This window comes from Trabulsiella odontotermitis (genome assembly GCF_001297775.1).
In the GTDB taxonomy this organism is placed as follows: domain Bacteria; phylum Pseudomonadota; class Gammaproteobacteria; order Enterobacterales; family Enterobacteriaceae; genus Trabulsiella; species Trabulsiella odontotermitis.
The window spans coordinates 60,817-85,136 of record NZ_LIFX01000014.1 but is presented as its reverse complement, the minus strand read 5'-3'; the positions used below and the strand labels follow the sequence as shown (position 1 = coordinate 85,136).

At 54.2% G+C, this 24,320-nt stretch carries 23 protein-coding genes and 1 other RNA gene; 15 read left to right on the top strand and 9 right to left on the bottom strand.

What is annotated here, in order from left to right; all coding sequences use genetic code 11:
* The first annotated feature begins 3 nt into the window (after window positions 1-3).
* The 5 genes from AOY23_RS18835 to selO all read left to right on the top strand — a co-directional run bounded on the left by AOY23_RS18835 (window position 4) and on the right by selO (window position 4,345).
* Window positions 4-555, top strand: coding sequence for a glutathione peroxidase (locus AOY23_RS18835; protein WP_054180822.1), 552 nt, complete (start codon window positions 4-6; stop codon window positions 553-555).
* Window positions 555-1,328: a vitamin B12 ABC transporter ATP-binding protein BtuD gene (btuD, locus tag AOY23_RS18830; RefSeq protein WP_054180821.1), complete on the top strand. Its 774-nt coding sequence runs from the start codon at window positions 555-557 to the stop codon at window positions 1,326-1,328. The genes AOY23_RS18835 and btuD overlap by 1 nt, the downstream gene beginning before the upstream one ends.
* A 52-nt stretch (window positions 1,329-1,380) precedes the next feature.
* The gene (locus AOY23_RS18825) at window positions 1,381-1,845 is read left to right on the top strand and encodes a C40 family peptidase (protein ID WP_054180820.1); all 465 of its coding nucleotides are present in this window, start codon (window positions 1,381-1,383) and stop codon (window positions 1,843-1,845) included.
* A 282-nt stretch (window positions 1,846-2,127) separates the two neighbouring features.
* Complete coding sequence (locus tag AOY23_RS18820; protein ID WP_054180819.1) at window positions 2,128-2,841, top strand: EAL domain-containing protein; 714 nt, start codon at window positions 2,128-2,130, stop codon at window positions 2,839-2,841.
* Between the two features lie 61 nt (window positions 2,842-2,902).
* On the top strand, window positions 2,903-4,345 hold the full coding sequence (selO, locus tag AOY23_RS18815; protein ID WP_054180818.1) for a protein adenylyltransferase SelO: 1,443 nt from the start codon (window positions 2,903-2,905) through the stop codon (window positions 4,343-4,345).
* A 4-nt stretch (window positions 4,346-4,349) separates the two neighbouring features.
* Here selO and hemP read toward each other — a convergent pair whose 3' ends face one another.
* From hemP to ppsR, 3 genes are all read right to left on the bottom strand, one after another.
* On the bottom strand, window positions 4,350-4,529 hold the full coding sequence (gene hemP / locus AOY23_RS18810) for a hemin uptake protein HemP (RefSeq protein WP_054180817.1): 180 nt from the start codon (window positions 4,527-4,529) through the stop codon (window positions 4,350-4,352).
* 135 nt (window positions 4,530-4,664) lie between these two features.
* A complete protein-coding gene (gene aroH / locus AOY23_RS18805; protein ID WP_054180816.1) occupies window positions 4,665-5,711 on the bottom strand; it encodes a 3-deoxy-7-phosphoheptulonate synthase AroH in 1,047 nt (348 codons plus the stop codon).
* A 153-nt stretch (window positions 5,712-5,864) separates the two neighbouring features.
* Window positions 5,865-6,698 (bottom strand): posphoenolpyruvate synthetase regulatory kinase/phosphorylase PpsR, encoded by an 834-nt coding sequence (gene ppsR, locus AOY23_RS18800; RefSeq protein WP_054180815.1) that lies wholly within the window; start codon window positions 6,696-6,698, stop codon window positions 5,865-5,867.
* 337 nt (window positions 6,699-7,035) lie between these two features.
* Here ppsR and ppsA point away from each other — a divergent pair, with 337 nt between their 5' ends.
* On the top strand, window positions 7,036-9,414 hold the full coding sequence (ppsA, locus tag AOY23_RS18795; protein ID WP_054180814.1) for a phosphoenolpyruvate synthase: 2,379 nt from the start codon (window positions 7,036-7,038) through the stop codon (window positions 9,412-9,414).
* A 74-nt stretch (window positions 9,415-9,488) separates the two neighbouring features.
* Here ppsA and rprA read toward each other — a convergent pair.
* Window positions 9,489-9,597, bottom strand: an RNA gene (gene rprA, locus AOY23_RS22085) — antisense sRNA RprA.
* 183 nt (window positions 9,598-9,780) lie between these two features.
* Complete coding sequence (gene ydiK / locus AOY23_RS18790; protein ID WP_054180813.1) at window positions 9,781-10,908, bottom strand: AI-2E family transporter YdiK; 1,128 nt, start codon at window positions 10,906-10,908, stop codon at window positions 9,781-9,783.
* Between the two features lie 165 nt (window positions 10,909-11,073).
* Between ydiK and ydiJ the strand changes: the two genes are divergently transcribed.
* Together ydiJ and menI are read left to right on the top strand one after the other, a co-directional pair.
* Window positions 11,074-14,130, top strand: coding sequence for a D-2-hydroxyglutarate dehydrogenase YdiJ (gene ydiJ, locus AOY23_RS18785; RefSeq protein ID WP_054180812.1), 3,057 nt, complete (start codon window positions 11,074-11,076; stop codon window positions 14,128-14,130).
* Entirely contained in the window at window positions 14,127-14,537 is a 411-nt protein-coding gene (menI, locus tag AOY23_RS18780) for a 1,4-dihydroxy-2-naphthoyl-CoA hydrolase (protein ID WP_054180811.1), read from the top strand. The genes ydiJ and menI overlap by 4 nt, the downstream gene beginning before the upstream one ends.
* Before the next feature lie 36 nt (window positions 14,538-14,573).
* Here the strand turns inward: menI and AOY23_RS18775 are convergent, their stop codons facing one another.
* From AOY23_RS18775 to yedE, 3 genes are all read right to left on the bottom strand, one after another.
* Window positions 14,574-14,762: a YegP family protein gene (locus tag AOY23_RS18775; RefSeq protein ID WP_054180810.1), complete on the bottom strand. Its 189-nt coding sequence runs from the start codon at window positions 14,760-14,762 to the stop codon at window positions 14,574-14,576.
* An 89-nt stretch (window positions 14,763-14,851) separates the two neighbouring features.
* Complete coding sequence (gene yedF / locus AOY23_RS18770; RefSeq protein WP_054180809.1) at window positions 14,852-15,085, bottom strand: sulfurtransferase-like selenium metabolism protein YedF; 234 nt, start codon at window positions 15,083-15,085, stop codon at window positions 14,852-14,854.
* Window positions 15,082-16,293 (bottom strand): selenium metabolism membrane protein YedE/FdhT, encoded by a 1,212-nt coding sequence (gene yedE, locus AOY23_RS18765; RefSeq protein ID WP_054180808.1) that lies wholly within the window; start codon window positions 16,291-16,293, stop codon window positions 15,082-15,084. The genes yedF and yedE overlap by 4 nt, the downstream gene beginning before the upstream one ends.
* 269 nt (window positions 16,294-16,562) lie before the next feature.
* Here yedE and AOY23_RS18760 point away from each other — a divergent pair, with 269 nt between their 5' ends.
* Window positions 16,563-16,811, top strand: coding sequence for a GlsB/YeaQ/YmgE family stress response membrane protein (locus AOY23_RS18760; protein WP_054180807.1), 249 nt, complete (start codon window positions 16,563-16,565; stop codon window positions 16,809-16,811).
* A 281-nt stretch (window positions 16,812-17,092) separates the two neighbouring features.
* Entirely contained in the window at window positions 17,093-18,280 is a 1,188-nt protein-coding gene (locus AOY23_RS18755) for a tetratricopeptide repeat protein (RefSeq protein WP_054180806.1), read from the top strand.
* A 41-nt stretch (window positions 18,281-18,321) separates the two neighbouring features.
* Here AOY23_RS18755 and AOY23_RS18750 read toward each other — a convergent pair whose 3' ends face one another.
* Complete coding sequence (locus tag AOY23_RS18750; protein WP_152958630.1) at window positions 18,322-18,786, bottom strand: DUF6367 family protein; 465 nt, start codon at window positions 18,784-18,786, stop codon at window positions 18,322-18,324.
* 436 nt (window positions 18,787-19,222) lie between these two features.
* On the opposite strand from AOY23_RS18750, the gene sufA reads away from it, so the two are divergent.
* From sufA to sufS, 5 genes are read left to right on the top strand one after another with little or no spacing between them, the layout of a single operon-like run.
* A complete protein-coding gene (gene sufA, locus AOY23_RS18745) occupies window positions 19,223-19,600 on the top strand; it encodes a Fe-S cluster assembly scaffold SufA (protein ID WP_054180804.1) in 378 nt (125 codons plus the stop codon).
* Window positions 19,601-19,602: 2 nt separating this feature from the next.
* Entirely contained in the window at window positions 19,603-21,090 is a 1,488-nt protein-coding gene (gene sufB, locus AOY23_RS18740) for a Fe-S cluster assembly protein SufB (RefSeq protein WP_054180803.1), read from the top strand.
* Window positions 21,091-21,106: 16 nt separating this feature from the next.
* Window positions 21,107-21,853 (top strand): Fe-S cluster assembly ATPase SufC, encoded by a 747-nt coding sequence (gene sufC, locus AOY23_RS18735; RefSeq protein WP_054180802.1) that lies wholly within the window; start codon window positions 21,107-21,109, stop codon window positions 21,851-21,853.
* Window positions 21,828-23,099, top strand: a complete 1,272-nt coding sequence (sufD, locus tag AOY23_RS18730; RefSeq protein ID WP_054180801.1) for a Fe-S cluster assembly protein SufD — start codon at window positions 21,828-21,830, stop codon at window positions 23,097-23,099. The genes sufC and sufD overlap by 26 nt, the downstream gene beginning before the upstream one ends.
* A complete protein-coding gene (gene sufS, locus AOY23_RS18725; RefSeq protein ID WP_054180800.1) occupies window positions 23,096-24,316 on the top strand; it encodes a cysteine desulfurase SufS in 1,221 nt (406 codons plus the stop codon). The genes sufD and sufS overlap by 4 nt, the downstream gene beginning before the upstream one ends.
* Window positions 24,317-24,320: the final 4 nt, after the last annotated feature.

Here is a 24,320-nt window from a genome sequence, read left to right as displayed (position 1 = left end):
GCTATGCAAAACGATATTCTGAACACCGAAGTTACGACCATCGACGGCGAAAAAACCACGCTGGAAAACTGGCGCGGAAAGGTTCTGCTGATCGTCAATGTCGCGTCAAAATGTGGTTTAACGCCGCAATATGAGCAGCTTGAAGCTATTCAGAAACACTGGCAGGATGAAGGTTTCAGCGTGCTGGGTTTCCCCTGCAATCAGTTTCTTGGTCAGGAGCCGGGCAGTGAAGAGGAGATCAAAACCTTCTGTTCGACCACTTACGGCGTGACATTCCCGATGCTGAGCAAAGGCGACGTCAACGGTGAACATCGTCATCCGCTGTACCAGAAACTGGTTAAGGCCGCGCCCACTGCGGTCGCCCCGGCGGGGAGTGGCTTCTACGAGCGGATGGTCAGCAAAGGGCGCGCGCCGCTCTACCCGGATGATATCCTGTGGAATTTCGAAAAATTCCTCGTGGGTCGCGACGGGCAGGTGATCCAGCGTTTCTCGCCGGATATGACCCCGGACGATCCTACCGTAACAAACGCCATCAAACAGGCGCTGGCGAGCTAATGACGCTCCTGATGCAACTGCATCATGTTGAGGAAATGGCCCGTCTGGGGCCGTTTTCTGCTGACGTGCAGGGTGGGGAGATCCTGCATCTCGTCGGGCCAAACGGTGCAGGGAAAAGCACGCTGCTGACACGCATGGCAGGCCTGAGCGCAGGCAAAGGCCAGGTAGCCTTTAATGGCAGAGATCTCACGAGCTGGTCCGAAACTGAACTGGCGCACCATCGCGCATATCTCACGCAGCAGCAGACACCGCCTTTTGCGATTCCGGTCTGGCAGTATCTGATGCTTCATCAGCATGACAAATCGCAAAGTGTCTTACTGAATAAAATGGCCAATGCGCTGGGGCTGACATCGAAACTCGGGCGTCAGACTAACCAGCTTTCTGGTGGCGAATGGCAACGCGTACGCCTGGCGGCGGTGATGCTGCAAATCCATCCTGAAGGCAATCCGCTGGGGCAACTATTACTGCTTGATGAGCCGATGAACAGCCTTGATGTGGCGCAGCAGGCGGCGCTGGATGCCATGTTGAATCAGCTTTGTGCGGCGGGTATTACAGTGGTGATGAGCAGTCACGATCTCAATTATTCCCTGCGCACTGCGCATCGCGTCTGGTTAATGCGCGACGGTAAATTGATCGCCAGCGGGAAAAAAGAAGAGGTATTAACGCCGGAACATCTTTATCAGGCCTGGCAAATGCATTTCCAGCGGCTGGATATTTCCGGACATCAGATTCTGATTTCTACGCTGCCAGACGAAAGGCCGCTTGCCAGTTAATCATTAACCACGCTAAATTATTATTAAAATAAAAGACAGAGGAACCGCGGACATGCGTTTCTGGTTTATTTTGCTGGTGGCATTCATTCTTGCAGGATGCAGCAGTCACCGCGCGCCACCCCCAAATCCACGGCTTTCTGATTCGATTGCCGTCATTGCGGGCCTGAATGATCAGTTACAGAACTGGCGGGGAACCCCTTATCGTTATGGCGGCATGAACCGTCGGGGCGTTGATTGCTCCGGATTTGTGGTCATGACCTTTCGCGATCAATTTGAAATGCAGCTACCGCGGGAAACCCGGCAACAGGCCAATGTGGGGACGGAAATAGACAAAGATCAGCTGTTACCCGGCGATCTGGTCTTTTTCAAAACCGGCTCGGGCGCCAATGGCCTGCATGTCGGCATTTATGATACGGATAACACCTTTATTCATGCCTCGACAAGTCAGGGCGTCACTCGCTCCTCACTGGATAACGTTTACTGGCGGAAAAACTTCTGGCAGGCCCGACGAATTTGATCATGGCAAAAAGGGACTTCAGGTCCCTTTTTTGTTATCGGCAGAAAACAAGAATATAACATTTTCGCTTAATTACGTTTAGCCGTGATTTGCATTAGGTAAAACAGTTGATTGTCTAAATATACGGGTATGCATTACAATATAACGGATGCTTTTTCCGCAGGGATATCGTTATTTTCAAAAGGACCGGATGAAATTATTTATAATAAAATCAATTAGCTCGCGTTGTTTTCGTCGCTACATCAGGTCGTCGGGAATCATCCTTGTTGAGGGGCAGATACAATGATTGTCTCGCTGGATAACGCCTATCGTCCGGAATGTTTATTTCTGCCGGCCAGAAACAACACCGACAAACTTATCGGACTGGAAATCATTGCCAACTTTGTCGGCGTGGGCTCGGGCGTCCGTACGCCAACGGAACTCATCACCAGGTACATGACCCCGGAGGAAGAGTTATCATTATTTAAAGAAAAACTCGCCTTGCTGGAAACCTGTCAGCTTTTTTTTATTCAGCATCATTTACTGGCCTGGATAAATATATCCTCCGTCATTGTGCAGGCGCTGTTAACGGAAACCGCGTTAATCGAAAGCGTTAAACGATTTCCGTTTCTCGAATTTACCATTAATGAGAATTACCCTGGTCTAAATACGCTTAATGAACATCATGCATTAGTGATCCTCGCGAAACGGTTTAATCTGGTACTGGCTAATTTTGGCGCGGGCGACGCGTCAACAAAAGCCATTTTCGCGGGTATTTTTTCGCGTATTGCGATTGATAAAACCTTCGTTCAGCGTCGTGTTCTTTCTCCGTCCTTTGAACCCTTTATGCGCGCGATTGTGGCTCAGGTGCTGCCGCATTGCGCTACCATGATGATTGCGGGCGTTGACAACGAAGAGACACGGCGGCGCGTCGAGCCATTCGGTTTCAGCGCCATGCAAGGCGCGCTGTGGCCTGCCGTCACGGTGAGTCGCATCACCACGCTGGTGCAGGGATAACCCTGCAAACCGCCCGTGTTTGTCCGGCGAAGAAGACACTACACTTAAGACAGGAGGAACCATGACCCTGTCTTTTACATCTCACTGGCGCGATGAGCTGCCGGGATTTTACACCGCACTGCAACCCACACCGTTAGAAAATGCCCGGTTGATCTGGCATAACGCACCGCTGGCGGAAACGCTGGGCGTTGAGGCGTCTGTGTTCCAGCCGGAACAGGGTGCTGGCGTCTGGGGCGGCGAAGCGTTGCTGCCAGGTATGTCGCCGCTGGCACAGGTTTACAGCGGACACCAGTTTGGCGTCTGGGCCGGGCAACTTGGCGACGGTCGCGGCATCCTGCTGGGCGAGCAGCAACTGCCTGACGGCCAGCGCTATGACTGGCACCTGAAAGGCGCCGGACTGACGCCTTACTCCCGTATGGGCGATGGCCGTGCGGTGCTGCGGTCTACGATCCGCGAAAGTCTGGCGTCTGAAGCGATGCACGGCCTCGGTATTCCCACAACACGCGCACTGGCGATAGTAACCAGCGATACACCTGTTCGTCGCGAGACGATGGAACAGGGCGCGATGCTGATGCGCATCGCGGAAAGCCACGTGCGATTCGGTCACTTTGAACACTTTTACTACCGTCGCGAGCCGGAAAAGGTGCGCCAACTGGCGGATTATGTGATTCGTCATCACTGGCCACACCTGGAAAATGAGAGTGAGAAATATATCCTCTGGTTTCGTGACATTGTCACGCGAACGGCATCCCTGATTGCGCGCTGGCAGACGGTCGGTTTTGCGCATGGGGTAATGAATACTGACAACATGTCGATCCTCGGTCTGACGCTGGATTACGGTCCATACGGTTTCCTCGATGACTATCAGCCGGGTTTTATCTGCAACCACTCTGACCATCAGGGGCGCTACAGCTTTGATAATCAGCCGGCTGTCGGGTTGTGGAATCTGCAACGGCTGGCGCAGACGCTGTCGCCATTCATCACCGCAGACGCCCTTAACGAGGCGCTGGACACGTATCAGCTTGCGCTGTTTCGCGAGTACGGACTGCGGATGCGCCGCAAGCTCGGTTTTTATACCGAACAACAGGGCGATAATGACATGCTGAATGCGTTGTTTGCGCTGATGGCGCGGGAAGGCAGCGATTTCACCCGCACTTTCCGCATGCTCAGCCAGACGGAACAGCACAGTGCGGCGTCGCCGCTGCGGGATGAGTTTATCGATCGTGGTGCGTTTGACCGCTGGTTTCAGACCTATCGCCAGCGCCTGCAGCAGGAGCAGATCACTGACGACGAACGCCAGCAACGGATGCAGGCGGTTAATCCGGCAATGGTATTACGTAACTGGCTGGCGCAGCGGGCCATTGAACAGGCGGAACGCGGCGATATGCAGGAGCTGGCGCGTCTGCATGAGGCGTTACGTTACCCGTTTGTCGACAGAGATGATGATTATGTCAGCCGTCCTCCGGACTGGGGAAAACGACTGGAGGTGAGCTGTTCCAGTTAAACGGTTATTTTGTCAGGATCAGTTTCCCGGCGTGGGTCTGACGAAGCAGGTATTCATGGCCGTTGTGTTCGATCAACACGCGACCTTCCTGACCTAACAGCGTCTGGCTGCTGATGCGGCGATCGGTGGGCACAGGATAAGGGGTGTTCTCTTTCGGTTTATCCTGTTCGCTGGAGCTGTCCATAGGCATAGTACGGTTTTTAAACAACTATCAATGTAACAATGATAATCATTATCAATAATACATTCACCCGCAGCAAGCGTTATTTATGAAAAAGAGGTAAAGATACCCGCCGCAGTGATAGCGGCGGGTGTTTTATCAGAAACGGGTGGCGACAGCGGCAGCCAGTTTTTCCAGCAACACTTCGCTATCTTCCCAGTTAAGGCAGGGGTCGGTGATCGACTGACCATACGCCAGAGGCTGTCCGGCGACGATTTTCTGAGTGCCTTCACGCAAGAAGCTCTCCGCCATCACGCCCGCAATCGCCGTTGAACCATTGCGAATTTGCGCGCAGACATCATCACAGACATCCAGCTGACGCCGGTGCTGTTTCTGGCAGTTCCCGTGGCTGAAATCGACCACCAGATGTTCCGGCAGATCAAACTCATGCAGCGTGTCGCAGGCGGCAACGATATCTTCAGCATAATAGTTCGGCTTTTTCCCGCCGCGCATGATGATGTGCCCGTACGGGTTACCGCTGGTCTGGTAGATGGTCATCTGGCCGTTTTTATCCGGTGACAGGAACATATGGCTGGCGCGTGACGCGCGAATGGCGTCCACCGCAATGCGGGTGTTGCCATCTGTCCCGTTTTTAAAACCGACCGGGCAGGAGAGCGCTGAGGCCATTTCACGGTGGATCTGGCTTTCCGTCGTACGCGCGCCAATCGCCCCCCAACTGATGAGATCGGCGATAAACTGCCCGGTCACCATATCGAGAAATTCGGTGGCCGTCGGTACGCCCAGTTCATTCACCTGCAACAGCAGCTTGCGCGCCAGTTCGATACCATGATTCACGCGATAGCTGCCGTTAAGGTCCGGATCGGAAATCAGTCCTTTCCAGCCAACAACGGTACGCGGTTTCTCAAAATAAGTGCGCATGACGATCTCAAGATGCGCCTGATGTTTACTGCGCAGCGCTGCAAGGCGGCGCGCATAATCCATGGCAGCATCCAGATCATGAATAGAACAAGGGCCAATCACCACCAGCAGGCGGCTGTCTTCACCATTAAGGATTTTCTCAATACGACGGCGCGACTGGATCACGTGATCCGCGACGGCAGGCGAAACGGGGTATTGCTGCGCAAGTTGCGCGGGTGTGACCAGACTGTCCATCCGCGCGGTACGCAATTCATCAGTTTTATTCATTGGGTGTCTCAGAAATTGTTTGCTTCATCGGCAGAAATACCGGAAGTGATGCCCATCACGATAAACCAATCCTGACTGAATTCAAGCCTGGCCGTGAGGTGCATGCAATCACGGTATGTATCTTACACGATGATGCTACATTGTACTAGTTTATTAGTACATTCTGCGACTGAGTCCCATCAGATCCATTATTTTGGTGGCAATCTCTTCCACCGAGTAGTTGGTACTGTTGAGGTAAGGGATCTGATTTTTACGGTACAGCGCCTCGACTTCTGACACTTCCATGCGGCACTGACGCAGCGACGCGTAACGGCTGTTTTCCCGCCGTTCTTCACGGATAGCTGCCAGGCGTTCCGGATTAATCGTCAGGCCAAACATTTTATGTTGTAAGGGTTTCAGCGTGGCAGGCAGAACCAGATTGTCCATATCATCGGCGATAAACGGGTAGTTTGCCGCCCGAATACCAAACTGCATTGCCAGGTAGAGGCTGGTGGGCGTTTTGCCACAGCGCGATACGCCTAACAGGATCACCTGCGCCTGATCGAGATTGCGCAGCGAAATGCCGTCATCATGCGCCAGCGTGTAGTCAATGGCGGCGATACGCGCATCATATTTAGTCAGGTTGCCTGGCGTCAGCCCGTGGGTTCGGTGGGCAACCGGAGTCGGGTCCAGCTTCATCTCTTCCTGCAGCGGAGCGACTAATGCCTGAACAATGTCCTGACAGAATCCCTCGCTTTGCAGAATAATGTGGCGAATTTCCGGAATAACGATGGAATAAAAGACCAGTGGCCGGACACCGGTTTGCTGATAAATGGCGTCGATCTGCTCTTTGACTGCTCTGGCGCGGCTTTCGCTCTCAACAAACGGCAGGGTGATGCTATTGATAGAGACAGGAAACTGGGACATCACTGCATGACCAAGCACTTCCGCCGTAATGGCTGTTCCATCAGAAATATAAAATACGTGGCGATCTACTGCATTTTCCATTTTGACCATCCGGTTTACTCTGCTTAATTATCTGAAAGAGTAAATTAAATTTAATCATAACGCAGCGTCATTTGTCTCATTTAAGAGTGAAACGCTATTTTTATTTTTAATGAAAAGACCAGTTCATTTTCAAAATAGTTTTTCTTATACCGAGGGTTTGTAGGGGATTGCTGGTAAATCAGCAGGTTACCTCATTTCGCGGAGTTGTCTGAAAATCAAAAAAATTAAATTGCTTGAACGATTCACCGTTTTTATCAGCGGCGTAATTATGCGAGGATAATTCGTGTCGCCAGTGCATGACTGGCACCCGTTCTTAAATCACAAAAGGATTGTTTCGATGTCCAACAATGGCTCGTCACCGCTGGTGCTTTGGTACAACCAACTCGGCATGAATGATGTAGACAGAGTTGGGGGCAAAAATGCCTCCCTGGGTGAAATGATTACAAATCTGTCCGGTCTGGGCGTTTCAGTTCCCAACGGATTTGCGACCACTGCAGATGCATTTAATCAGTTTCTCGACCAGAGCGGTGTCAACCAGCGCATTTATCAGTTGCTGGATGAGACCGATATTGATGACGTAACCGCGCTGGCGAAAGCCGGAGCGCAGATCCGCCAGTGGATCATCGACACACCTTTCCAGAGCGAACTGGAAACTGCCATCCGCGAAGCCTACGAGCAACTTTCTGCCGATGATGCAGACGCCTCCTTCGCGGTCCGCTCTTCCGCCACGGCAGAAGATATGCCGGATGCCTCCTTCGCCGGTCAGCAAGAAACGTTCCTCAACGTACAGGGCTTTGATGCCGTTCTGGTGGCGGTGAAGCACGTTTTTGCTTCGCTGTTTAACGACCGCGCCATCTCCTATCGTGTGCATCAGGGCTACGATCACCGCGGCGTCGCGCTCTCTGCGGGCGTACAGCGCATGGTTCGTTCCGATCTCGCGTCATCTGGCGTGATGTTCTCCATCGATACCGAATCCGGTTTCGATCAGGTTGTGTTCATCACCTCCGCCTGGGGTCTGGGCGAAATGGTGGTGCAGGGCGCGGTGAACCCGGATGAGTTTTACGTCCACAAACCGACGCTGGCGGCCAGTCGCCCGGCTATCGTGCGCCGCACCATGGGCTCCAAAAAGATCCGCATGGTCTATGCGCCGACGCAGGAACACGGCAAGCAGGTGCGCATTGAAGATGTTCCGCAGGAGCAGCGCGATGTTTTCTCGCTGACCAACGAGGAAGTGCAGGCGCTGGCGAAACAAGCTATCCAGATTGAAAAACATTATGGCCGCCCGATGGATATCGAGTGGGCAAAAGATGGTCACACCGGCAAGCTGTTTATTGTTCAGGCACGTCCTGAAACGGTGCGTTCACGCGGTCAGGTGATGGAGCGCTACACGCTTCACGCACAGGGTAAAATTATCGCTGAAGGCCGCGCTATCGGGCACCGCATCGGCGCTGGCGAAGTGAAGGTGATTCACGATATCAGTGAAATGAACCGCATCCAGCCGGGCGACGTACTGGTCACCGACATGACCGACCCGGACTGGGAACCGATCATGAAAAAAGCGGCAGCGATTGTTACCAACCGTGGCGGTCGTACTTGCCACGCGGCGATTATCGCCCGTGAACTGGGCATTCCGGCGGTTGTCGGTTGTGGCGATGCCACCGAACGCATGAAAGATGGCGAAAAGGTCACGGTTTCCTGTGCGGAAGGCGACACCGGCTACGTCTATGCTGAACTGCTCGATTTCAGCGTGAAAAGCTCCAGCGTGGATACCATGCCGGATCTGCCGCTGAAGATCATGATGAACGTCGGTAACCCGGATCGCGCGTTTGATTTCGCCTGCCTGCCGAATGAAGGCGTAGGGCTGGCGCGTCTCGAATTTATTATCAACCGGATGATTGGCGTTCACCCGCGTGCACTGCTGGAATTCGATGACCAGGAGCCTGCGCTGCAGAACGAAATCCGCGAGATGATGAAAGGCTACGATTCACCGAAAGAGTTTTACGTCGGGCGTCTGACGGAAGGGATTGCCACGCTGGGTGCGGCGTTTTATCCGAAGCGCGTTATCGTTCGCCTCTCTGACTTTAAATCCAACGAATACGCTAACCTGGTGGGTGGCGAGCGTTACGAGCCAGACGAAGAAAACCCGATGCTGGGCTTCCGCGGCGCCGGACGTTATGTCTCTGACAGTTTTCGCGATTGCTTTGCGCTGGAGTGCGAGGCAGTGAAACGCGTTCGCAACGACATGGGCTTAACCAACGTCGAAATTATGATCCCGTTCGTGCGTACCGTGGCGCAGGCAAAAGCGGTAGTTGATGAACTGGCACGTCAGGGACTGAAGCGTGGCGAGAACGGCCTGAAAGTCATTATGATGTGCGAAATCCCATCCAACGCACTGCTAGCGGAACAGTTCCTCGAGCACTTCGACGGCTTCTCCATCGGCTCTAACGATATGACGCAGCTGACGCTGGGTCTGGATCGTGATTCCGGCGTGGTCTCTGAGCTGTTTGATGAGCGTAACGATGCGGTGAAAGCGCTGTTGTCAATGGCGATACGCACAGCGAAACAGCAGGGCAAATACGTTGGTATCTGCGGTCAGGGTCCGTCCGACCACGAAGACTTCGCCGCCTGGCTGATGGAAGAGGGGATCGACAGCCTGTCGCTCAACCCGGACACCGTCGTGCAGACCTGGCTGAGCCTGGCAGAACTCAATAAATAGCAGTCTTGTTGAAATAAAAAATCCCTGGTTGAGAGACCGGGGATTTTTTTTTGACTTACTCGCTGCGTTATTTCTAAAAAAAAAGCCCATCGTGGGAGATGGGCAAAGACTACACACAGCAATTCGTTGTTTCACTCAGGGGATTTCCATGATTTATAAATCAATATCTTGATTTATAACCGTGCCCTAATAGTAGGCACAGGGGATTTTTGCGTCGATCAGATTCGTCTCAATAGTTAAAGAGAGATGAATGATTTGCGAGATAAATACTGGCAGTGGGAACAGGTATAAGCATAAGTGGCAGTGTGAACGAAACGAATGATTAATATATCTTATAGATAAGGCGAGTTTCCCCGCCTTGCTCGCTTACAGTTTTGCGGCCTGCTCGCTGTCGTCTTCAATCTCTTCCAGCTCCGCAAGCACCTGATCCGGGTTATCAGGCGGTGGCGGAACTTCGTGAACCCAGGCGTCGTACAGCCGCCAGGAGACGGCAAGCAGCACCGGACCAATAAACAGGCCGATCATGCCGAACGCGACCAGACCGCCGATAACGCCGGAGAGGATCAAAATCATCGGCAGGTCGGCGCCCATGCGAATGAGCACCGGGCGGATAACGTTATCCATCGTACCGACCACACAACTCCAGACCAGCAGCACGGTGCCCCAGGTAGTATCGCCACTCCAGTACAGCCAGATGATTGACGGGATCAGGACCGGCAATGGCCCGAGTTGTACCAGGCAGGTAAAGACCATCACCACGGTCAACAGTGTCGCGTAAGGGACACCTGAAATTGCCAGCCCGAATCCGCCGAGAACCGCCTGCACCAGCGCAGTCACCACCACGCCCAGCGCGACGGCGCGGATGGCCTGTCCAGCCAGCAGGACCGCGGCATCACCCCGGCGTCCGGCGAGACGCGTGGCGAAGTAGCGAATGCCATACGCCACTTTTTCACCGCGCCAGTAGAGCAATGCGCTGAAGAGCAGCATCAGGCCGCAGTGCAGCAGGAAGCGCCCGATGTGCGCGGCCTGACCAACAAACCAGGTGGTGGTCGCGCCGATATACGGGCGTACCTTCGCCATGATCGCCGTGCCGCCCATATCGAGCAGGCTGTGCCAGGCGCCATAAAGTTTTGCACCAATAAACGGAATGCTGTTCAGCCACGCGAAGTCCGGCAGTGTGAAACTGCCGCTGGTGATGTCATGGATCAGCGGACCGCTACCGTCCACCAGGCTGTTGACCAGCAGCGCAACCGGGATGACAAACAGCAAAAACAACAGCAGGGTCATCACCAGCACGGCCAGTGAACGGCGGCCAAAAAGGAGGCGTTGCAGACGAAGCAGCACCGGCCAGGTGGCGATAACAATCGTCCCCGCCCAGGCGAAGCCAAGAATAAACGGCTGGATTATCCATAAACAGGCAGTAATGATGAGGGCCAGGAACAGCACCGACAACAGTATTTGCGGAATGTCTTTTGGCTGACGAAGACTTACCATAGATGTTTTTCCCTTAAACAATCGTGTCTGACAAATAATAATATCAATAAATTTGAGCACATAATTCTGATGGGCGCATAAGAAAAAAATGTGATACAACGATAAATGCGCAACGCAACCGATTAATTACTCACAACACAACATTATCAGGCAGGGTCAAGCGTAATGATCCCACAGATTTCTCAGGCGCCAGGTGTCGTCCAACTGGTGCTGACTTTTTTGCAGGTACTGGAACAGCAAGGTTTCACCGGCGACACCGCCACCGGCTATGCCGACCGACTGACGATGTCCACCGATAACAGCATCTATCAACTGTTGCCGGATGCCGTGGTATTTCCCCGTTCTACCGCCGATGTCGCGTTGCTGGCGCGTCTGGCCGCTGAAGAACGGTTTACGTCGCTGACGTTTACCCCGCGTGGCGGCGGTACTGGCACCAACGGGCAGGCGCTCAATCAGGGCATTATTATCGATCTGTCCCGTTACATGAACCGCATCATTGAAATCAACCCGGAAGAGGGTTGGGTGCGGGTGGAAGCCGGTGTCATCAAAGATCAGTTGAATCAGTTCCTCAAGCCCTACGGCTATTTTTTCGCCCCTGAACTCTCCACCAGTAACCGCGCCACGCTGGGCGGGATGATCAATACCGATGCGTCGGGTCAGGGATCGCTGGTGTATGGCAAAACGTCGGACCACGTGCTCGGCGTCAGGGCGGTGTTAATGGGGGGCGACATCCTTGATACTCAGCCAATGCCAGTGCAACTGGCAGAAACACTGGCGAAAGAGCAGTCGGCCATTGGCCGTATTTACCGCACCGTGTATCAGCGCTGCCGCGACAACCGGCAGCTGATTATCGACAAATTCCCCAAACTGAACCGTTTTCTGACCGGCTACGATCTGCGTCATGTCTTTAATGATGATATGACTGAGTTCGATTTAACCCGCGTGCTGACTGGCTCCGAGGGCACGCTGGCGTTTATCACCGAGGCGCGTCTGGATATCACCCGCCTGCCGAAGGTGCGGCGGTTGGTGAACGTTAAATACGATTCGTTTGATTCCGCACTGCGTAATGCGCCGTTCATGGTCGAAGCCAACGCCCTCTCAGTAGAAACGGTGGATTCAAAGGTGCTGGATCTGGCGCGGGAAGATATCGTCTGGCATTCCGTAAGTGAATTAATCACTGACGTGGCAGATAAAGTGATGCTGGGGCTGAATATCGTCGAATTCGCGGGCGACGACCAGCAACTGATTGACGATCGGGTTAAAACGCTGTGTCAGCGCCTGGATGCGCTGATGGCACAAAACGCCGGTGGTGTTATCGGCTGGCAGGTCTGTGAGGAACTGGCGGGTATTGAGCGCATCTATGCGATGCGTAAGAAAGCGGTGGGGCTGCTGGGAAATGCGAAAGGGGCGGCGAAGCCCATTCCTTTTGCCGAAGATACCTGCGTGCCGCCTGAACATCTCGCTGACTATATCACCGAGTTCCGCGCGCTGCTGGACAGCCACGGCCTGAGCTACGGCATGTTTGGTCATGTCGATGCCGGTGTGTTGCACGTGCGCCCGGCGCTGGATATGTGCGATCCGCAACAGGAGATCCTGATGAAGCAGATCTCCGATGAGGTGGTGGCGCTGACGGCAAAATATGGCGGCCTGTTGTGGGGCGAGCACGGCAAAGGCTTCCGCGCAGAATACAGCCCGGCATTCTTTGGTGACGAACTGTATGGCGAACTGCGCAAGGTTAAAGCGGCGTTCGACCCGGCCAACCGGCTTAACCCCGGCAAGATTTGCCCGCCGGAAGGCATTGACGCGCCAATGAGGAAGGTTGATGCGGTGAAGCGCGGTACATATGATCGGCAGATCCCTGGCATCGTGCGTACCGCCTGGCGTGGCGCGATGGAGTGTAACGGTAACGGGCTGTGCTTTAACTTCGATGTCAGAAGCCCGATGTGTCCGTCGATGAAAATCACCAGCAACCGCATTCATTCGCCGAAAGGGCGCGCGACGCTGGTGCGCGAATGGCTGCGCCTGCTGGCTGACCGGGGCGTTGATCCGCTGAAACTGGAAAAAGAGCTGCCGGAAAAACGCGTCAGCCTGCGCTCGCTCATTGAACGCACACGTAACAGCTGGCATGCGCGTAAAGGCGAATACGATTTCTCCCATGAGGTGAAGGAGGCGATGTCAGGCTGTCTTGCCTGTAAAGCCTGCACGACCCAGTGTCCGATCAAAATCGACGTGCCGGAGTTCCGCTCACGCTTCCTGCAACTTTATCATTCCCGCTATTTGCGTCCGGTGCGCGATCATCTGGTCGCCACCGTTGAAAGCTATGCGCCGCTGATGGCGCGCGCGCCTAAAACGTTTAACTTCTTTATCAACCAGCCCTGGGTGCGCCGTCTGTCCGAAAAACATATCGGCATGATTGATCTGCCGCTGCTTTCGGTGCCATCGCTGCAACAAAGGATGGTGGGTCACCGCTCGGCGAACATGACGCTGGAGCAGCTTGAGGCCCTGAGTGCTGAGCAAAAAGCGAAAACGGTGCTGGTGGTCCAGGATCCGTTTACCAGCTATTACGACGCACAGGTGGTGGCGGATTTTGTCCGGCTGGTGGAAAAGGTCGGTTATCAGCCCGTACTGCTGCCGTTCTCGCCCAACGGTAAAGCGCAGCATATCAAAGGGTTCCTTGCCCGCTTCGCCAGAACCGCGAAAAAAACATCGGATTTTCTCAGCCGCATTGCGCAGCTTGGCATGCCGATGGTGGGCGTTGATCCGGCGCTGGTGCTCTGTTATCGCGATGAGTACAAGCAGGTGCTCGGCGCCGGGCGCGGCGATTTCCACGTCATGCTGGTGCATGAATGGCTACCACTGGCGCTGGAGAATGTCGTGGCGCGAGAAGTGAGCGGTGAATCGTGGTATCTCTTTGGTCACTGCACAGAGGTCACGGCGCTACCCGCCGCGCCACAACAGTGGGCTGCGCTGTTTGCGCGTCTCGGCGCAAAACTGGAAAATATCAACGTGGGTTGCTGCGGAATGGCGGGCACGTATGGTCATGAAGTCAAAAATCATGCGAATTCGCTGGGGATCTACGCGCTCTCCTGGCAGCCGTCCATGCAGACACTGCCGAAAAATCGCTGTCTGGCAACGGGCTATTCATGCCGGAGTCAGGTGAAACGTATTGAAGGGAATGGCGTTCGCCATCCGCTACAGGCATTACTGGAGATCCTTGGATGATCTGGAAACGCACCGCGACGCTTAACGACCTCAACGCCATGGGTAAAAACAACATGGTGGGGCTGCTGGATATTCAGTTTGACCGCTTTACTGACAACACCATCGAAGCGACGATGCCGGTAGATAACCGTACTCAACAGCCGTTTGGTCTGTTGCACGGCGGCGCGTCCGTGGTGCTGGCGGAAACGCTGGGATCGGTGGCCGGTTATCTCTGTACCGAGGGTGATCAGAAAGTGGTCGGGCTGGAAGTTAACGCCAATCATATTCGCGCAGTGAGCAGCGGTCGCGTTCGCGGCGTCTGTTCTGCGCTCCATGCGGGCAGTCGACATCAGGTCTGGCAGATTGAGATTTTTGATGAGCAGGGAAGATTGTGTTGCTCATCGCGGCTGACAACGGCGGTCGTCTGAAAGAGCCCTCTCCCGGAGCAGGGAGAGGGGCTTCGGCTATACGGTCTCGTCCTTTATCGTGGAGGTCGGACCGTTTTTCTGTACAGACGCAATTCCTTTCTTTGCTGCGTCTTTTGAAGAATACATCTCGCTTACAGCAATAATTTCGTGGTTATCTGCTTTCAACTGAAAATAATACGGTTGCGAAGTATTTTTATCCGATTTCTTAATGACGTAATAGCCCATCTAAATCTCCTTATTTATCCATAATGGACAGTTATTATTTACGCCAGATTTTCGGAACCATCAAGCCGAACATATAATTCTGTGACGGACTATTTCTGAATCAAATAACGGATGGTTGGCCCGTCCTGCTGGATGTCCAGCACGGTATAACCATGGTTCTTCGCATCCAGTGGAATATTGTTGATTGACTGCGGGCAATCGCTGACCACTTCGAGGATTTCCCCCTTCTGAAGTTGCGGCATCGCTTCCAGCGTGGCGACGGCCGGATACGGGCACGGTTCGCCCACCATATCCAGACGATAATCAGGAACAATCGTTTTCATGCTGCCTCCTTAGCGGTCACCGATGCGCCACGCGCGCGACGGAAAAAATGTTTCTCCCAACCTATTATCAGTATCAATGCGATAAACAGCAGCGCATAGGTGACCAGCAGGCCGCCGAGTGGGCCAAAGGTATTGAGCAGGTTGACTTTGTCCCAACTGGTGGCGAGAGAGGGGGATAAATCGTCCCAGTAATACGCGAGCAGCGTTGAGCCAATGACGTTGCCGAGGCCGACCCACCAGTAATGCACCTGGCCTTCGACCGCACGGTACATCCAGCCGGTTTCACAACCGCCCGCCAGCACGATACCAAAGCCGAACAGCAGCCCGCCCAGCACCGCGTTCGGGCCTGCCCACATGATTTTGGGCTCCACGCCGAGTTGCACATAACTGAAAATACCGATTGCGCTGACTGCCATCCCGAACACGATGGCTTTCGCCATGTGGGTACGCCCGGTGATCCACAGATCACGGAAGGCGGAGGTAAAGCAGATTTGCGCGCGTTCAATCAGCAACCCGAAGCCGACGCCGAACAACATCGCCAGTCCGAGTTTGGGTTGGTTCATGGCGGTCAGCAGCGCCCAGCCAATCATCCCGATAAACACCAGCATCCCCAGACGGAAACGGCGACGCGCCTGCTCTGGTTTCTGTGTGAGCGGCGATGCGGCGGAGACTTTCTGCATTTTCACCGGAATACGGAACATGGGCAGCAGCGTGAAACGTGCGCCGAACCAGGAGCCGATGGCGGTGGCAATCGCGAAAAACCACGCATGCAGAGAAAACTGCGGAATGCCGGTAAAGAACGCGGCGAGGTTACAGCCCATCGCCAGACGGGCGCCAAAACCCGCGATGATGCCGCCAGCGATAGCCTGCGCGATGCGAATCCGGCTGCGCGGAAGACGTAGTTTTACGTTGTTCGCCCACAGCGCGGCCGCGAAACAGCCGCCGAACATACCGATAATCATCATGCCATCGATGCGGCTTAATGGCGTACCGTCGAGATGAATGAGTTTATAGTAGCCCCAGGTTTCCGTATGGACGCCTGCCAGTTGCAACAATTGCCCGCCCCAGCGCGTGAATTCGCCGGTGACGGCCCAGAAGGTGCCGGTGATGCCGAAATAATAGGTGGAGAGAATACCTGCAGCGATGACCGCAGGGGCTGGCGCCCAGAATTTAATCAGGTAAGCCTGTTTGAAGTGTTGCCAGGTCATGAATGTTTGCCTCTTGAACTCAAGAAGGTTGTAACGCCCCGAACGGGGAAGGGAGTGACGATAATACGCCAGCAAATCCGGGGTGCCAGCAAAAAATGCGCAAAATCTCGTTGCGATCAATTTGTGCGGTGGGCACACACCATACAGGGTCTCTGTGACGAAAAAATGACTGATAATTCAGGGTGAAAAGCCCGTTAGATATTTTTGAGCGATGTGCTACGCTTTATCCCGGTAAATGAAGTTACGTACTAACTGAGGATATAAAACACATGGGTATTATTTCGTGGATCATTTTCGGGCTAATTGCAGGGATTCTGGCGAAGTGGATCATGCCGGGTAAAGACGGCGGCGGATTCTTCGTCACGGTTATTCTCGGTATCATCGGTGCGGTCGTTGGCGGCTGGATTAGCACATTCTTCGGTTTTGGTAAAGTGGACGGGTTCAACTTCGGCAGCTTTGTTGTCGCTGTTATTGGTGCATTGGTCGTACTGTTCATTTACAGAAAAATAAAAAGTTAAACCACATCGCTGAAACGATGTCACAAATGACAAGCCCGCTTTGCGGGCTTATTTTTATAAAATGCGCCGCTCGATTTTCCCGTCTGAAATATAGTCCTGATAATCCGTCATGTATTCCCATTGCATTTGCCTCAGACAGATATTCTCCTATTTGTCCCTGCCTTTTCTGGTAAACTCTTATGCGCAGGTCAATACCTTAGCAATCTGAACAAACCTCGCACAATGATGACGAATGGTGCGTTAGAACACTTAAGGAACTAACAGACAATAAAGGGAATTCAATGAAAAGAAACATGACGTCATGGCTGTTTTTGCCGCTTATGCTGCTGTCTGGCTATGGCCTGGCCAGCCCAACTCAGGTTGAGATTCTGAGCGCTGTGGTGAAAGACGCAAAAATCCCGGACGCACAGGTCACGTTGCAACGAAACGGCGAAAGTGCGGTTCGGGCGACAACGAACACACAGGGACAGGCTACGCTGGAAAGTGCGTTCCCCGATACCAGCGACACGCTGCTGATCGTCAAGAAAAGCGGCTTCTCGAATCTGGTGGTGAAATGCCCCTGCAATGGCATGTCCTATGCGCTAAGTCCGGTACTCACCGGTCTGGACAGCATGCGCGTGGTATTAACCTGGGGAGCGCAGCCTGACGATTTAGACTCGCATATCGTTTATCAGGGCAACCATATCTATTTCGAGCAGAAAGAAGGGGATAACGGTAATCTTGACGTTGACGATACGGACAGTTACGGTCCCGAGACTATCACCCTGACGGCACGGCAACAGGGTCAGTCGTATGTTTACGCTATCCATGATTTCACCGACCGTGAAAGACCAAACAGCTCACGTTTATCAGAGAGCCAGGCGAAAGTGTTTGTCTACGTCGGTGAATCGCTGGTGCGAACCTATTATGTCCCGCAACAGAAGATCGGAAATCTGTGGACGGTATTCAAAATCACCCCATCAGGCGATTTTGTTGATATCAACCAGATTGAAGGCGTGAATATGGAGTCTGCGCGTATCGGGTCACACCTCTCTCCCGCACTGACCGATGCCTGGACTGCCTCGCACAATGCTGGTTGGTCGCAACAGGACATCAGCGCGTCGCGCAGCCTGAACCTGCAAGGGGAAGCAGCCTACCAGCGAAATGACTACGATCAGGCAATCAGTCTGTTCACGGCAGCGGTCAATGCGTGGGCGGATAACGGTAAAGCGTATGGCAACCTGGGGCTGGTGTATCAGAAAGCCGGTCGTACGGCGGAAGCGCTGTGGGCCAACCGTAAGGCACTGGCATTAGCCAGTGGTGCAGGGGCGCCGACGGTTCGTGCGGGTGCAAACTATAACATCGGCAAAATTTACGAAACAGCGGGTGATTATCAGCAGGCGCTGACCTATTACCAGGCTGCCCGTCAGGAAAAAGCCAGTACGGTCTACGACAACGCGATTGCCCGTGTTCAGGCGCGGATTCACTAAAACGTTTGATATGCCCCTGCAGAAATGCAGGGGTTTTCTATTTACAGATTAGAAAAGTCGACAGTGATGCGCGGGGCATCATCCGGAGACAGCAGTATTTCAATGATAACCTCGAGGAGGAGCAAATTAAGGAGTCGACGGTGAGGTGAGCGCGTATACAGGGGGCGGGTTAACAGGTCGAAATTCAGCGCCGGGTCCGTTTTCAGCATCCTGGCCGCAAGATCCTTCGCCGCGTTGAGATGCTTAAAGTTGTCATTGAAATTTACTTTGCCTTGTCTTGCGTCTTCTACATTCCACGAAACGCCAATCCCTCTGTTTTTCCGCCATATATGAATGAGCCGCTGCGTACGGGCGCCTTGTTTCGCTTTGTCAATTCGATAGAACAACCCCGTCTGATTGTCTTGTAAGGACAAGGACTGCAATACATCATCAGGAATAGATGGCAAGGTGATTACAGCCTTCTTAATGTAGTCCTCTTCATTAAACTGAAATTCATTCTCAGTCATCACGGTTTCCCTTTGTTGGATTGATTTAGCAGTTATCGGCAACAAAATCTGTAACATTACAATGAGAATGAGAGTTCTGTTAGATTTTTTGAAAGTGCCAGTAAACTCGCGGTACGCGCAGTACACATGCACGGTCATCGTTTTTTAACGCCTTGTTTTAAAAAGCAACTTTGTGAATTTGTGCCATTCACGCTGACTATTCTATAAATAGGCATTACCTATACATCTTTTGATGATGACCTGCGAGACCGATAAACCCCGCCAAAGCTTTTAATTATCAATAGATTGAACAATAACTCCCTTGCCTGATAAGCCATTCAACAGGGTCTATGCTTAATAAATGCACGAAAGTCCCTGTGGAACATGGGTTGAAGTGAGAATTGTTATCACTACCATAGGATAATACGCAGGTGATTTGACAACATGAGGGGGATCTATGGATGTGCATTCTGGAACCTTTGACCCGAACGAGGTGAGCTGGCAGGGATTGACGTTGACGCCAGCGGCGGCGGCACATGTCCGCGAACTGGTGAGCCGGCAGCCCGAAATGCAGGGGCTACGGCTGGGCGTCAAACAGACCGGTTGTGCGGGCTTTGGTTACGTGCTCGATACGGTCACGCAACCGGAGAAAGAGGATCTGCTGTTTGAAACGGATGGCGCAAAGCTCTATGTCTCGCGAAAAGCGATGCCGTTCATTGATGGTACTGTCGTGGATTATGTTCGCGACGGGTTAAATCAAATCTTCAAGTTTCATAACCCAAAAGCGCAGCATGAATGCGGCTGCGGTGAAAGTTTTGGGGTCCAGGCGGAGTAATTATGTCTCGTAATACTGAAGCAACTGACGATGTCAAAACCTGGACGGGGGGGCAGCTCAACTATAAAGAGGGCTTCTTCACTCTGCTCCAGACCGATGAGCTGGCGAAAGGCATCAACGAAGACGTGGTGCGCGCCATCTCTGCCCGCCGTAACGAACCCGACTGGATGCTCGAGTTCCGCCTCAACGCGTTTCGCGCCTGGCTGGAAATGGAAGAGCCGCACTGGTTGAAAGCCCATTACAACCCGCTCAATTATCAGGATTACAGCTACTATTCCGCGCCGTCGTGCGGCAATTGCGATGACAACTGCGTCTCGCAGCCGGGCGCGGTCCAGCAGACCGGCTCCAGCGCGTTCCTGACTCAGGAAGTGGAAGACGCCTTTAATCAGCTCGGTGTTCCGGTACGTGAAGGTAAAGAGGTGGCGGTGGACGCCATTTTTGACTCCGTGTCGGTTGCCACCACGTACCGTGAAAAGCTGTCAGAGCAGGGGATTATCTTCTGTTCATTCGGCGAAGCGATCCACGACCACCCGGAACTGATGAAAAAATACCTCGGCACTGTGGTGCCGGGTAACGATAACTTCTTTGCCGCGCTGAATGCCGCGGTGGCCTCAGACGGTACGTTCATTTATGTGCCGAAAGGCGTGCGCTGCCCGATGGAGCTTTCCACCTATTTCCGCATCAATGCAGAAAAAACCGGGCAGTTCGAACGCACGATCTTAATCGCCGATGAAGGCAGCTACGTCAGTTACATCGAAGGCTGTTCCGCGCCGGTTCGCGACAGCTACCAGCTGCATGCCGCGGTGGTGGAAGTCATCATCCACAAAGACGCCGAAGTGAAATACTCGACGGTGCAGAACTGGTTCCCTGGCGACAACAACACGGGCGGGATCCTTAACTTCGTCACCAAACGCGCGCTGTGCGAAGGTGACAACAGCAAAATGTCATGGACGCAGTCGGAAACCGGCTCGGCGATCACCTGGAAATACCCGAGCTGCATTCTGCGCGGCGATAACTCCATCGGCGAGTTCTTCTCTGTAGCGCTGACCAGCGGCCATCAGCAGGCCGATACCGGCACCAAAATGATCCACATCGGCAAGAACACCAAATCGACCATCATTTCGAAGGGGATCTCCGCCGGGCACAGCCAGAACAGCTACCGCGGGCTGGTTAAAATCATGCCGACTGCCACCAACGCGCGTAACTACACCCAGTGCGACTCAATGCTGATCGGGCCTGACAGCGGCGCGCATACCTTCCCGTACGTTGAATGCCGGAACAACAGCGCGCAACTGGAGCACGAAGCGACGACATCGCGCATCGGTGAAGATCAGCTCTTTTATTGCCTGCAGCGCGGGATCTCGGAAGACGATGCCATCTCCATGATTGTGAATGGTTTCTGTAAAGACGTCTTCTCGGAGTTGCCACTGGAATTTGCCGTCGAAGCACAGAAATTACTGGCGATTAGCCTTGAACACAGCGTCGGCTAAGCACAAAGGAACACACATGTTAAGCATCAAAGATTTACAGGTTGCGGTTGAAGATAAAGCGATCCTGCGCGGGCTGAGCCTTGACGTGCGCCCGGGTGAAGTGCACGCCATCATGGGGCCGAACGGCTCAGGGAAAAGTACGCTCTCCGCCACGCTCGCCGGACGTGAAGATTATGAAGTGACCGGTGGCGCCGTGCAGTTTAAAGGCAAAGATCTGCTTGAGTTGTCACCGGAAGATCGCGCGGGTGAGGGCATTTTCATGGCCTTCCAGTATCCGGTGGAAATCCCCGGCGTCAGCAACCAGTTTTTCCTGCAGACCGCGCTCAATGCCGTGCGTGGCTACCGCGGTCAGGAAGCGCTGGACCGTTTTGATTTTCAGGATCTGATGGAAGAGAAAATCAAGCTGCTGAAGATGCCGGAAGATTTACTGACGCGCTCGGTTAACGTCGGCTTCTCCGGCGGCGAGAAAAAGCGTAACGACATCCTGCAGATGGCGGTGCTGGAGCCTGAGTTGTGCATTCTGGATGAATCAGACTCCGGGCTGGACATCGACGCGCTGAAAATTGTCGCTGACGGCGTTAACGCCCTGCGCGACGGCAAGCGCGCGTTTATCATTGTGACGCACTACCAGCGCATCCTGGATTACATCAAGCCGGATTTCGTGCATGTGTTATATCAGGGCCGCATCGTAAAATCCGGCGATTTCACTCTGGTCAAACAACTGGAGGAGCAGGGCTATGGCTGGCTTACAGAACAACAGTAACGCGTTGCAACAGTGGCATCATCTTTTTGAAGCCGAAGGCGACGCGCGTTCTCCGCAGGCACAACAGCATTTACAGCAGATGCTGCGTCTCGGCCTGCCGACGCGCAAGCATGAGAACTGGAAATACACGCCGCTGGACGGCCTGCTGAACAGCCAGTTTGTGGCGCATACCGCGAAAGCAGATGCCGCGACCCGTGACGCGCTGGCGCTGACTGTCGATGCTTTTCGCCTGGTGTTTGTCGACGGGCGCTTTGACGCGCAACTGAGCGACGATCTTACCGACAGCGGTTTTACCGTGAGCGTTAATGATGAGCGTCAGACGCTGCCTGCGGCGGTACAGCCGGAAGTCTTTCTGCATCTGACGGAAAGCCTGGCGGCGACGGTGACGCACATCCGCGTGGCGCGAAACCAGCGTCCGGCGAAACCATTGCTGTTAATGCACCTGACTCAGGGGCTGGACGGTGAAGGGATGAACACGGCGCATTATCGCCACCATCTTGAACTGGCGGAAGGGGCGGAAGCGACGGTGATCGAACATTACGCGAGCCTCGACAATCACCGGCATTTCACCGGGGCGCGCCTGACGATGCAGGTGGCGGCTAACGCGCAGTTGCAGCACATCAAACTGGCGTTTGAAAATCCGCTCAGCTACCACTTTGCCCATAACGACATCGCGCTCGGTCAGGACGCCGCCGCCTGGAGCAACAGCTTCCTGCTCGGCAGCGCGGTACTGCGCCATAACACCAGCACTCAGCTCAACGGCGAAAATACCACGTTGCGAATGAACAGCCTGGCGATGCCGGTGAAATCGGAAGTGTGCGATACCCGGACGTGGCTTGAGCATAACAAAGGCTACTGCAACAGCCGTCAGCTGCATAAAACCATCGTCAGTGATAAAGGGCGTGCGGTATTTAACGGCCTGATTAACGTCGCGCCACATGCGATTAAAACCGACGGCCAGATGACCAATAACAATCTGCTGCTCGGACGGCTGGCGGAAGTCGACACCAAACCGCAACTGGAAATTTACGCCGACGACGTGAAGTGCAGCCACGGCGCGACGGTGGGCCGGATTGACGATGAGCAGCTGTTTTACCTGCGCTCGCGCGGGATCGATCAGCAGGCGGCGCAACAAATGATCATCTACGCGTTTGCGGCGGAACTGACCGAGACTCTGCGTGACGAGGCGCTGAAACAGCAGGTGCTGGCCCGCATCGGTCAGCGCTTGCCGGGAGGTGAAGCATGACATTTTCCGTTGAGCGGGTCCGGGCTGATTTCCCGGTGTTGTCCCGTGAGGTGAACGGACAACCGCTGGTCTATCTCGACAGCGCGGCCAGCGCGCAGAAACCAGAACGGGTGATTGCTGCCGAGGCGGAGTTTTATCGCCACGGCTATGCAGCGGTGCATCGCGGGATCCACACCCTTAGCGCCGAAGCGACGACGCGCATGGAACAGGTTCGCCAGCAGGTCGCAACTTTCATTCATGCCCACTCTGCCGAAGAGCTGGTGTTTGTCCGTGGCACCACGGAAGGGATCAACCTGGTGGCCAACAGCTGGGGCAACAAGAACGTGAAGGCGGGCGATAACATCGTCATCAGCCAGATGGAGCACCACGCGAATATCGTGCCGTGGCAGATGCTTTGCACGCGTACCGGCGCGGAACTGCGGGTGATCCCGTTGAACGATGACGGCACGCTGAAACTCGACGTATTGCCCTCGCTGCTGGATGAGCGCACCCGTCTGCTGGCGATCACCCAGGTGTCCAATGTGCTGGGTACGGAAAACCCTGTACAAGAAATGGCCGCGCTGGCGCATCAGCATGGCGCGAAAGTGCTGGTGGATGGCGCGCAGGCGGTCATGCACCATGCGGTAGATGTGCAGGCGCTGGACTGCGACTTCTACGTATTCTCCGGTCACAAGTTATATGGTCCGACCGGCATTGGCATTCTCTACGCCAGAGAGGAGATTTTGCAGGCGATGCCGCCGTGGGAAGGGGGCGGTTCGATGATCGCCACCGTCAGCCTGACCGAAGGCACCACCTGGGCAAAAGCCCCGTGGCGCTTCGAGGCGGGCACGCCAAACACTGGCGGGATCATCGGTTTCGGCGCGGCGCTCGACTACATCAGCGAGCTGGGACTGGAGCACATCGCTGACTACGAACACATGCTGATGCACTACGCGTTAACAGAACTGGCTAAGGTGCCGGATCTCACCCTGTATGGTCCCAATGATCGCCGTGGGGTGATTGCGTTTAACCTCGGCAAACACCACGCCTACGACGTCGGCAGTTTCCTTGATAACTATGGCATTGCCGTACGGACAGGGCATCACTGCGCCATGCCGCTGATGAGCTTCTATCAGGTTCCCGCCATGTGCCGGGCATCGCTGGCGATGTACAACACACATGAAGAGGTGGATCGTCTGGTGGCAGGGCTTCAGCGCATTCACCGTTTATTAGGCTGACAGG

Excerpts from the sequence above, each read along its gene's own strand:
- AOY23_RS18835 (WP_054180822.1), top strand. The coding sequence starts at position 4 with ATGCAAAACGATATTCTGAACACCGAAGTTACGACCATCGACGGCGAA.
- btuD (WP_054180821.1), top strand. The coding sequence starts at position 555 with ATGACGCTCCTGATGCAACTGCATCATGTTGAGGAAATGGCCCGTCTG.
- AOY23_RS18825 (WP_054180820.1), top strand. The coding sequence starts at position 1,381 with ATGCGTTTCTGGTTTATTTTGCTGGTGGCATTCATTCTTGCAGGATGC.
- AOY23_RS18820 (WP_054180819.1), top strand. The coding sequence starts at position 2,128 with ATGATTGTCTCGCTGGATAACGCCTATCGTCCGGAATGTTTATTTCTG.
- selO (WP_054180818.1), top strand. The coding sequence starts at position 2,903 with ATGACCCTGTCTTTTACATCTCACTGGCGCGATGAGCTGCCGGGATTT.
- hemP (WP_054180817.1), bottom strand. The coding sequence starts at position 4,529 with ATGGACAGCTCCAGCGAACAGGATAAACCGAAAGAGAACACCCCTTAT.
- aroH (WP_054180816.1), bottom strand. The coding sequence starts at position 5,711 with ATGAATAAAACTGATGAATTGCGTACCGCGCGGATGGACAGTCTGGTC.
- ppsR (WP_054180815.1), bottom strand. The coding sequence starts at position 6,698 with ATGGAAAATGCAGTAGATCGCCACGTATTTTATATTTCTGATGGAACA.
- ppsA (WP_054180814.1), top strand. The coding sequence starts at position 7,036 with ATGTCCAACAATGGCTCGTCACCGCTGGTGCTTTGGTACAACCAACTC.
- ydiK (WP_054180813.1), bottom strand. The coding sequence starts at position 10,908 with ATGGTAAGTCTTCGTCAGCCAAAAGACATTCCGCAAATACTGTTGTCG.
- ydiJ (WP_054180812.1), top strand. The coding sequence starts at position 11,074 with ATGATCCCACAGATTTCTCAGGCGCCAGGTGTCGTCCAACTGGTGCTG.
- menI (WP_054180811.1), top strand. The coding sequence starts at position 14,127 with ATGATCTGGAAACGCACCGCGACGCTTAACGACCTCAACGCCATGGGT.
- AOY23_RS18775 (WP_054180810.1), bottom strand. The coding sequence starts at position 14,762 with ATGGGCTATTACGTCATTAAGAAATCGGATAAAAATACTTCGCAACCG.
- yedF (WP_054180809.1), bottom strand. The coding sequence starts at position 15,085 with ATGAAAACGATTGTTCCTGATTATCGTCTGGATATGGTGGGCGAACCG.
- yedE (WP_054180808.1), bottom strand. The coding sequence starts at position 16,293 with ATGACCTGGCAACACTTCAAACAGGCTTACCTGATTAAATTCTGGGCG.
- AOY23_RS18760 (WP_054180807.1), top strand. The coding sequence starts at position 16,563 with ATGGGTATTATTTCGTGGATCATTTTCGGGCTAATTGCAGGGATTCTG.
- AOY23_RS18755 (WP_054180806.1), top strand. The coding sequence starts at position 17,093 with ATGAAAAGAAACATGACGTCATGGCTGTTTTTGCCGCTTATGCTGCTG.
- AOY23_RS18750 (WP_152958630.1), bottom strand. The coding sequence starts at position 18,786 with ATGACTGAGAATGAATTTCAGTTTAATGAAGAGGACTACATTAAGAAG.
- sufA (WP_054180804.1), top strand. The coding sequence starts at position 19,223 with ATGGATGTGCATTCTGGAACCTTTGACCCGAACGAGGTGAGCTGGCAG.
- sufB (WP_054180803.1), top strand. The coding sequence starts at position 19,603 with ATGTCTCGTAATACTGAAGCAACTGACGATGTCAAAACCTGGACGGGG.
- sufC (WP_054180802.1), top strand. The coding sequence starts at position 21,107 with ATGTTAAGCATCAAAGATTTACAGGTTGCGGTTGAAGATAAAGCGATC.
- sufD (WP_054180801.1), top strand. The coding sequence starts at position 21,828 with ATGGCTGGCTTACAGAACAACAGTAACGCGTTGCAACAGTGGCATCAT.
- sufS (WP_054180800.1), top strand. The coding sequence starts at position 23,096 with ATGACATTTTCCGTTGAGCGGGTCCGGGCTGATTTCCCGGTGTTGTCC.